This window comes from Yinghuangia sp. YIM S10712, assembly GCF_051388935.1.
In the GTDB taxonomy this organism is placed as follows: Bacteria; Actinomycetota; Actinomycetes; order Streptomycetales; family Streptomycetaceae; genus Yinghuangia.
Map to the genome: position 1 here is coordinate 1 of NZ_JBPKBI010000046.1, position 9,720 is coordinate 9,720.

Annotated in this window: 3 protein-coding genes; all 3 read right to left on the reverse strand. The window is 72.5% G+C overall.

From position 1 onward, the window contains the following. The coding region (locus tag ACRX5W_RS32770) for an SDR family NAD(P)-dependent oxidoreductase (protein WP_436792040.1) at positions 1-3,038 on the reverse strand (3,038 nt) is incomplete at its 3' end. Next, entirely contained in the window at positions 3,035-5,410 is a 2,376-nt protein-coding gene (locus ACRX5W_RS32775; RefSeq protein WP_436792041.1) for a type I polyketide synthase, read from the reverse strand. The genes ACRX5W_RS32770 and ACRX5W_RS32775, both read right to left, overlap by 4 nt. A gap of 184 nt (positions 5,411-5,594) precedes the next feature. Beyond that, a partial coding sequence (locus ACRX5W_RS32780; protein WP_436792042.1) for an SDR family NAD(P)-dependent oxidoreductase occupies positions 5,595-9,720 on the reverse strand: 4,126 nt, incomplete at its 5' end.

Consider the following 9,720-nt stretch of genomic DNA (forward strand, 5'->3'; position numbering starts at 1 on the left):
TTCGGCGCCGTCAAACCATTCGACGCACCATCCTGATTCACCGCCGAACCACGCACCACAGCCAACACCCGACGCCCATGCCGCCGCGCATCCGACAAACGCTCCAGGACCAGCAAGCCGACACCCTCACCCCAGCCCGTGCCATCCGCCGCAGCCGCGAACGGCTTGCACCGCCCATCAGCCGCAAGCCCCCGCTGCCGCGAAAACTCCACGAAGGGCCGGGCAGTGGCCATCAGGGTGACTCCGCCGGCGAGGGCAAGGGAGCACTCACCGGACCGCAGTGACTGCATCGCCAGGTGCAACGCCACCAACGACGACGAACACGCCGTGTCCACCGTCACCGCGGGGCCGGTCAGCCCGAGCTGGTAGGCGATTCGGCCGGAGACCACGCTCGCGGCGTTGCCGGTGACCAGATAGCCCTCGATGCCTTCCGATGCCTGCGCCGAAATCGTCGAGTAGTCCTGGCCGTTCCCGCCGGCGAACACTCCGGTCGGGGTGCCGTGCAACGACTGCGGGTCGATGCCGGCCCGTTCGATGGCTTCCCACGCGGTCTCCAGCAGCAGCCGCTGCTGCGGATCCATCGCCAGGGCCTCGCGCGGCGAGATGCCGAAGAAGCCGGCGTCGAAGTCGCCGATACCGTCGAGGAATCCGCCCGTGGTGACGTAACTCTTGCCGGCGCGGTCGGGGTCGGGGTCGTACAGGTCGCCGCGCCAGCCCCGGTCGGTGGGGAAGGAACCCATCGCATCGACGCCGGACTCCACGAGGCGCCACAGCCCCTCCGGGGAGTCGGCACCGCCGGGGAAGCGGCAGGCCATGCCCACGATGGCGATCGGTTCGTCGTCGCGGACCGCGGTTGTGGGCGGGAGGCCCGCCTCCGGTGCGTCGTCGGCGCCGAAGACCTGGGCCAGGAGGTGTCCGGCGAGCGCTGCCGGGGTCGGGTAGTCGAAGACGAGTGCCGCGCTGAGAGTCAGCCCGGTCGCGGCCTTGAGGGCATTGCGCAGTTCCACCGCGGTGAGCGAGTCGAAGCCCAGTTCCTTGAAGGTGCGGGTCGCGCTGACCCGGTCGGGGTTCGGGTGGCCGAGAACCATGGCAGCCGCGGTGCGGACCAGGTCCGCCATGTGGCGTTGGCGTTCGGCCGCACCCAGCGGTGCCAGGCTTCGGGCCAGGCCGCCCGGGTCGGCGGTCGTGTCGGATCGTTCTTCGGTGCGGGCGCGGCGTTCGGCGGACGGGCCCGCGAGGCCGTGGAGGATCGGCGGGAGCGCGCCGCCGCGCTCGCGGAGCGCGCGTCCGTCGAAAGCCGCCGCGACGACCGGAACGTGTGCCGCGTCGGCTCGGGTGCTGTCGTCCCGGACGCCGACGGCCGCGTCGAACAAGCGCATGCCGGCCTTGGGCGAAAGTGCGGCCAGACCGGCCCGCTTCATCCGCAGCATGTCGGCCTCGCCGAGGCCGCCGGCCATCGCCGCTGCGTCGGCCCACCACCCCCAGGCGAGGGCATCGGCGGGCAGGCCGAGTCGGCGCCGTACGGCGACCAAGGCGTCCAAAGCGGTGTTCGCGGCAGCGTAGTTGGCCTGGCCGGCGGTGCCGAGCACTCCGGCGAGCGACGAGTAGACCACGAACGCGGTGATCTCTTGACCGCTTGTCAGCTCGTGGAGGTGCCAAGCGGCGTCGACCTTGGGCCGCAGCACCGCTTCGAGCCGGCCGGGGGTCAGGGACGTCGCCACGGCGTCGTCCAGCACCCCGGCGGTGTGGACGACGGCCTGGAGCGGGTGTTCGGACGGGATCGCGTGCAGGACGTCCGCAAGCTGCTCGCGGTCGGCGACGTCGCACGCGGCGATCGTCACCGACGCGCCTGCGTCCTCCAGTTCGGCGGCCAGTTCGGCGGCGTTCGGCGCTCCGGGGCCGCGACGGCTGAGCAGCAGCAGGTGGCGTACGCCGTGCACGGTGACCAGGTGCCTCGCCAGCACCGCGCCGAGTGCTCCCGTCCCGCCGGTGATGAGGACGGTCCCGTCGGTGGGCCAGCCGCCGCCGTCCTCTCGCGGTGCGTCCCCGGCCGGAGGGTTCGCCGAGGGGACGGGTTGCGGCGACATCCGCACGAGACGGGGGACGGCGGGGAGGCCGGCGCGCAGGGCGACTTCGGGTGCCCGCACGGCGATCGCGTCCGGCAGGGCATTCCACGAGCGCTCGTCGCCGTCGAGATCGACGAGGGTGATCCGGTCCGGGTTCTCGGTCTGGGCACTGCGCACCAGGCCGCACACGCCGGCTGCCGCGGGGTCCACCGGATCATCGGCCGTGACGCGGGCGGCGTTGCGGGTCACCAGCACCAGGCGGCTCGCCGCGCTGCGTTCGTCCGCGAGCCAGGTCTGCACGATGCGCAGGGCTGCTGCGGTTGCCGCGCGCACCTGTTGAGGCACCGTCAAGTCTGCCGTGGTCTCGATGAGGGCGGCTGTCGGCTCCGCGACGACGAGTGCCGGCAGTCGTCCGTCACTGTCCGCGAGCGAGTCGAGCGCTGCGTCCGGCTCCCACCAGATGAGCTCCGCACCGCCGCTGCTGCCTGCGGGCCGGCCGCCGGCGAGTGGCTGCCAAGCGACGCGGTAGAGCCCTTCGTTGAGCTGCTCCGTGTCGTCGGCGATGCCGTGCGGCGTGGGTGCGAGCCAGTAGTGATCACGCTGGAACGCGTAGGTGGGCAGGTCGATCTGCCGTGGTGTCAGGCCGGCGAACCGCGGTGACCAGTCGACGTGGACGCCGCGCGTGAACAACTGGGCCAGAGCCTTCACCGCTGTTGTCATCTCGTCACGGCCCGCCCGCATGATGGGAACACCTGCTGGTGTGTCGGTGTCCGGTAGGCAGTCGTCCAGCATGGCCGTGAGCACGGCGTCGGGGCCGAGTTCGAGGAACGTGGTCACGCCCTCCGCGTCGAGTGCGCGGGCCGCGTCGAGGAAGCGCACGGGCTTGCGGACGTGCTCGACCCAATAGTCAGCCGACGCCAACTCCCCGGCCGTCGCCACCGCACCCGTCACCGCCGACACAACCGGTATCACCGGCTCCCGAACACCACATCCGCGATCTCGGCCCGGAAGTCGTCGAGCATCGGGTCCATCAGCGGCGAATGAAACGCATGACTCACCGTCAACCGCTTCGTCCGCCGACCCTGGTCCCGCAACCACCCGGCCACCCCGGCCACCGCGTCGGCCTCACCGGACACCACCACCGCCGCCGGTCCGTTCACCGCCGCGATCCCGACCCGATCGCCCACCCCGTCCAACAGCGGCAACACCTCATCCTCCGAGGCCTCCACGGCGACCATCGCACCGCCCTCCGGCAACGCCTGCATCAACCGGCCGCGCGCCACCACCAACCGCGCCGCATCCCGCAACGAGAGAACCCCCGCCACATGCGCAGCGGTGATCTCCCCCACCGAATGCCCCGCCACAAAATCCGGCCGCACACCAAACGACTCCACCAACCGGAACAACGCCAACTCCACCGCAAACAACGCCGGCTGCGTCAACCCCGTCCCATCAAGACCATCACCCGAGGCGACCACCTCCCGCAGCGAACACCCCAACAACGGATCCAACTCCGCACACACCAATGCAAACGCCTCCGCGAACACCGGAAACGCCCCACACAACCCCAAACCCATCCCCACCCGCTGCGCACCCTGACCGGTGAACACCACACCCAACCGGCCACCCACCACCGAACCGACCACCACACCGGGATGCGCCACACCACCGGCCACCGCGGCCAGACCGTCCGCCAACTCCTCCCGGTCCTGACCCCACACCACCGCACGGTCCTCAAAAACCGACCGCCCCACCAGCAGCGACCACCCCACATCCACCGGCGCCACCCCCGGCGCCCCCGCCACGAACTCCCCCAACCGAGCCGCCTGTCCCCGCAACGCCCCACCACCACGCCCCGACACCACCCACGGCACGGGGACGGTGTCGAGGGTGGTGTCCACGGACGCAGCGGTCGGCTTGTTCTCCGTCCCGGCGGGCCGGGGACGCGGGACGTCGTCGAGTGCTTCGTCGCCCTCCTCCAGAACCACGTGCACGTTGGTCCCGCTGACCCCGAACGAGGAGACTCCGGCACGTCGCGGTGTTTCGCCTCGATGCCACGGCCGGGCTTCGGTCAGCAGCCGCACGTCGCCGGAGGTCCAGTCCACGTGGGGTGTGGGTGCGTCGACGTGCAGGGTGGGAGGCAGCAGGCTGTGGCGCAGGGCCATGACGGCCTTGATGACCCCGGCCACGCCCGCCGCGTGCTGGGTGTGGCCGATGTTCGACTTGAGCGAGCCCAGCCACAGCGGCCCGGCCCCGTCGCGGCGTTCCTGCCCGTACGTCGCCAGCAGTGCCTCGGCCTCGATCGGGTCGCCGAGGGTGGTGCCGGTGCCGTGGGCTTCGACGGCGTCCACGTCGGCGGCCGTCAGGCGGGCGTTGGCGAGGGCTTGGCGGATCACGCGCTGCTGGGCGACGCCGCTCGGCGCGGTGAGGCCGTTGGACGCTCCGTCCTGGTTGGCCGCGCTGCCCCGCACCACGGCGAGCACCCGGTGGCCGTTGCGCCGCGCGTCGGACAGCCTTTCGACCAGCAGCAGGCCGACGCCTTCGCCGAAGTTCGTCCCGTCGGCCGCGGCGGCGAAAGCCTTGCAGCGGCCGTCGGCGGCGAGGCCCCGCTGGTGCGCGAATTCGACGAGGACGCCCGGTCCGGCCATGACGGTGACCCCGCCCGCGAGGGCCAGGGAGCACTCCCCCGACCGCAGCGACTGCACCGCGAGGTGCAGGGCGACGAGCGAGGACGAGCAGGCGGTGTCGACGGTCACTGCGGGCCCCAGCAGCCCGAGTTGGTACGCGATGCGGCCGGAGGCGACGCTGGGCGTGGTTCCGGTGAGGAGGTGGCCTTCCACGGTGTCCGGGGCGGCGTGGACGGGCGGCCCGTACCCCTGCGGGGTGGCTCCGACGAAGACGCCGACGTGCTCGCCGCGCAGGGAACGTGGGGCGATGCCGGCGCGTTCGACGGCTTCCCACGCCGTTTCCAGGAGCAGGCGCTGCTGGGGGTCCATCGCGAGCGCTTCGCGCGGCGAGATGCCGAAGAAGTCGGCGTCGAACTCGCCCGCGTCGTGCAGGAATCCGCCGTCGGCGAGGGAGCTGTCGGCGCCGGGGCCGAGGGCGGGCAGTGTGGCGGGCCAGCCGCGGTCCTCGGGGAAGGCGGTCATGGCGTCGGTACCGTCCGCGACCAGGCGCCACAGGTCCTCGGGGGTGCGCACTCCGCCGGGGAAGCGGCAGGCCATGCCGACGATCGCGATCGGTTCGCGGCTGCGCGCCTCGACCTCGTCGAGACGGCGGCGGGCGTCGCGGGCGTCGGCGATCGACCGCTTGAGGTAGTCGCGGAGTTTGTCTTCGTCGGCCATGACGTCCTATCCCCGGGTGCGGTGCTTGTCGGCACGGAGCTTGGGTCGATGCGGGCCGCCGGTTCGCATGTCCGGGCGGCCCGATGCGGTGGGCGCGTGTGGTCGGAGTCGCTTCGGGTGTGCGGTGATCGCTTGCCGGTGCGGGCTGCCGGGCGCTGCGGCCCGGCCGGGGTCGTACGGTCGGTCAGGTCTGCTCGTCGACGAGGGCGAACAGTTCGTCGTCGCTTGCGGAGTCCAGGTCGGTGTCGGCTTCGCCGGTCGGTGCCGCCTGGGCGAAGTCGCGGCACAGGTCGAGGAGTTCGCGCAGGCTTTCGGTGATCACCGTGCGCTCGTCGGCATCGTCGATCCCGGCGAGGAGCGCGGCTTTCATGCGTTCCAGGTCGGCGAGCAGAGGTCGCGCGGTGTTCTGTGCGCCGACGGGAGTGAGGAGTTCGTCGAGATGGGCGGTGAGGGCCGCGAGAGTGGGGTGGTCGAAGACCAGCGTGGTCGGCAGCCGGAGGCCGGTCGCGGTGTTGAGGCGGTTGCGCAGTTCGACGGCGGTCAGCGAGTCGAATCCGAGGTCCTTGAAGACCTGGTCGAGGGCCATGGACGCGCCGCTGTCGTGGCCGAGTACGGCGGCGACTTCGTTGCGGACGATGTCTTCCAGCGCGCGGGTGCGTTCGGCGGGCGGCAGCGCGGTGAGTTGTTGCCGCCGGTCCGCCGTCGTGTCGGGGTCCGGGGCCGCGGGTGCGCCGGCGAGGTTCCGCCTGGGCGCGGGGCGGCGTACCAAGGCACGGAATATTGCGGGTAGTTCGTCATCGCTGCGGCTGCGCAGCGCGGCGGTGTCGATGCGGGCGGGTACGGCGACGGCCCGGCCGAGTGTCGCGGCGCGGTTGTACAGGGCCATGCCGTCGGCGGCGGACATCGGCAGCAGTCCGTCGCGGGCCATGCGGCGCCGGTCGATGTCGTCGAGGTGTCCGGTCATGCCGCTGGATTCGGCCCACAGCCCCCAGGCGAGGGATACCGCGGGCAGCCCCCGGGCGCGTCGTGCCGAGGCAAGGGCGTCGAGGGTCGCGTTGGCCGCCGCGTAGTTGGCTTGGCCGGGCGTGCCGGCCGTCCCGGCGAACGAGGAGTAGAGGACGAACACCGCGGGATCCAGGTCCAGTTCGTCGCAGAGCTGGAGCAGATTCCATGCCGCGTCGACTTTCGGCCGGAAGACGGCGTCGACCTGAGACCGTGTCAGGCCGGTGACGACGCCGTCGTCGAGCACGCCGGCCGCGTGGATGACCGCTGACAGCGGGCGTTCGGCCGGGAGAGCGGAGAGCAGGCGCCGCAAGTCATCGTGGTCGGCGGCGTCGCAGGCGGACAGCTCGACCGTCTCGGCCCCCAACCGGCGTAGTTCGTCGGCCAGTTCGGTGGCACCAGGAGCGTCGGTGCCGCTGCGCGACACCAAGTGGACGTGCCGCGCGCGGTGTTCGGTGACGACATGCCGGGCCGCGATCGCACCCAGCACGCCGGTTCCCCCGGTGATCAGCACCGTGCCGCCGGGATCCGGTGCGGGCGCGGGCACGGTGAGCACGATCTTCCCGATATTGCGGGCCTGGGAGAGGTAGCGGAAGGCTTCGGGGGCGCGGTGGATGTCCCACGTCGTCACCGGGATCGGGTGCAGCGTGCCGCTTTCGAACAGTGCGAGGACTTCGCGCAGCATCTCCTGTACGCGGTCGGGCCCGGCGTCCATGAGCTCGAACGCGTGGTAGGAGACTCCCGGGTGCGCGGCGGCGATGTCGTCGGGCCGGCGCGGGTCGGTCTTGCCCATCTCGACGAAGCGTCCACCGTCGGCGAGGAGTTCGAGCGAGGCGTCGATGAACTCGCGGGCGAGCGAGTTGAGGACGACATCGACAGGCCGGTTTGCGGGCTTGTTCGCGGTGGTGCGGAACTTGTCACGGAACTCCAGCGTCCGCGACGACGCGATCCGGTCGTCCGCGAAACCGGCGGCACGCAAGGTATCCCATTTGCCGGGACTCGCCGTACCGAAGACGTCGGCGCCGAGGTGGCGGGCGAGTTGCGCGGCCGCCATGCCCACGCCGCCCGCTGCTGCGTGGATCAGCACCGACTCGCCGGGAGCGAGCCGCCCGAGGTCGACCAGGCCGTAGTAGGCGGTGAGGAACACCACCGGCACGGCCGCCGCCTGGGCGTACGTCCAACCCGCCGGGATCGGCGCGATCAGCTTGCGGTCGGTGACCGCGACGGGGGCGAATCCACCGTCGAGGAAGCCCATGACGCGGTCGCCCACGGCGATGTCCCGGACTTCGGGCCCGACTTCGAGGACCACACCGGCTCCTTCGCTGCCGGGCAGCGCGTCGGGCTTCGGGTACATCCCCAGGGCGATCAGCACGTCGCGGAAGTTGAGTCCGGCGGCGCGCACCGCGACGCGGACCTGCCCTGGCGCGAGGGGGGCGGTGGCTTCGGGGCAGGGCAGCATCCGCAGGTTGTCGAGCGTTCCGGCACGGGTCAGGCCCAGGCGCCATGCCGGGTGGCCCTCGGGCGGGGCAAGCCGCTCCGCGGTGGTCGGGCGGGTCAGGCGGGGTGCGAGCAATTGGGTCCCGCGCAGGGCCAGTTGGGGTTCGCGGACGGTCGTCGGGGCGGCGGCGAGGGCGGCGGTCACCGCATCGTCGGCGCGGCTGCCTGGGGCGGCGTCGATGTCGAGGAGCGTGAACCGGCCCGGGTGTTCGCTTTGGGCGCTGCGCACCATGCCCCACACCGCCGCCGTGGCGGGGTCGACGGGATCCCCGGGGGCGGCGGAGACGGCGTGGCGCGTGACCACCGTCAGGCGGGCGTCCGCGAACCGCTCGTCGGCCAGCCAGTCCTGGAGCAGTTCGAGGGTGCGGATCGCGGCTTCCCGTGCGGCGGCGGGGAGTCGGCTGCCGAGCAGCGCGTGGGTCGAAGCCGGGAAGGGTTCCGCCACCACGTGGGCCGGCACCCTGTCGCCGTGGTCGGCGGCCAACGCGTCGAGATCACCGGCGGCGCCGAGGAACGCGGTGTCTTCCTGACGGCCGTCGTACGCGGCGGTGCCCGGGGCCCGGCCGCTCGGATCGGCGTCCGCGGAGGACCCGACGACCGTCCAGTCCAGTTGCAGCAGGGCGTCGTCCAGTGGGTCACCGAGTCCGCGCAGCGCGTCCTCGGGGAGCGGGCGCACGGTGAGCGACCGCGCCGACGCCACGGGGGTGCCGGCCGGGTCGGTCATCTCCAAAGCCGCTTGGCCGGTGTCGCCGAAGCTCATCCGGACGCGCAGTGCCGTCGCACCCGACGCGTGCACGGCCACCTGGGACCACGCGAAGGGCAGGACAACTGCGGCACCGGCATCGAGCACTCCGGGGAGCAGCGGGTGCAGGGCCGCGTCGAGCAGGGCGGGGTGTACGGCGAAGCGGCCGGCGTCCGCGTGCTCCCCGGTCGGCAGGACAACCTCCGCGAAGACCTCGTTCGCGGTGGCTCCCCGCCAGACGCGGCGCAGGCCCCGGAATGCCGGCCCGTAGGTGTAGCCGACCTCGGCAACACGCTGGTAGACGTCCGTGATGTCGACCTCCACCGCGCCCGGCGGCGGCCACGTGGCCACGTCACGGTCGGGCGCCGCCAGGGCGCGGGGGCCGAGCACGCCCTCGGCGTGGAGCGTCCAGACCGGCTCGGCGTCGGACTCGCCGGCAACCTCCGGGCGCGCGTGGATGGTGAGCGCGCGGTACCCGTCGGCGTCAGCCGGGGCCGCGGTGACCCGCAGGAGGACAGCGCGGTCCTCGCTGAGGGTGAGGGGTGTGGCGAGGGTGAGTTCGTCGATGGTGGCGGCGCCGACATGGTCGGCGGCGTGGGTGGCCAGTTCCAGGAACGCGGTGCCGGGCAACAACACGGTGCCGTGGACGGCGTGGTCCGCCAGCCAAGGGTGGGCGTCCAGGGAGATCCGGCCGGTCAACACGGTCCCGCCGTCCGGAAGATCGACCGCCGCACCCAGCAGCGGATGCCCCGCCGCCCGCAGCCCCGCCGAAACCACACCGGCCGCGTCCCCGGCCGGAGTCAGCCAGTACCGACGGCGCTGGAACGCATACGTCGGCAACTCCACACGCCCCACCCCGGCCGGGAACAACCCCGCCCAATCCACATCGACACCGTGGACGAACACCCGCGCCGCAGCGGTCAGCGCCTCGTCCAGTCCGCCGTGGTCACGACGCAGCGTCCCCGTCGCCAGCACGTCCCGGGTACCGGCGGCCTCGGCGGTCTCCTCCACGCCGACGGTCAAGACCGGATGCGGACTGACCTCGACGAACACCCCGTGCCCGGAGCCG

What these genes read in the sequence shown, in the direction of transcription:
- ACRX5W_RS32775 (WP_436792041.1), bottom strand. Translation starts at nt 5,410, where the DNA reads ATGGCCGACGAAGACAAACTCCGCGACTACCTCAAGCGGTCGATCGCC.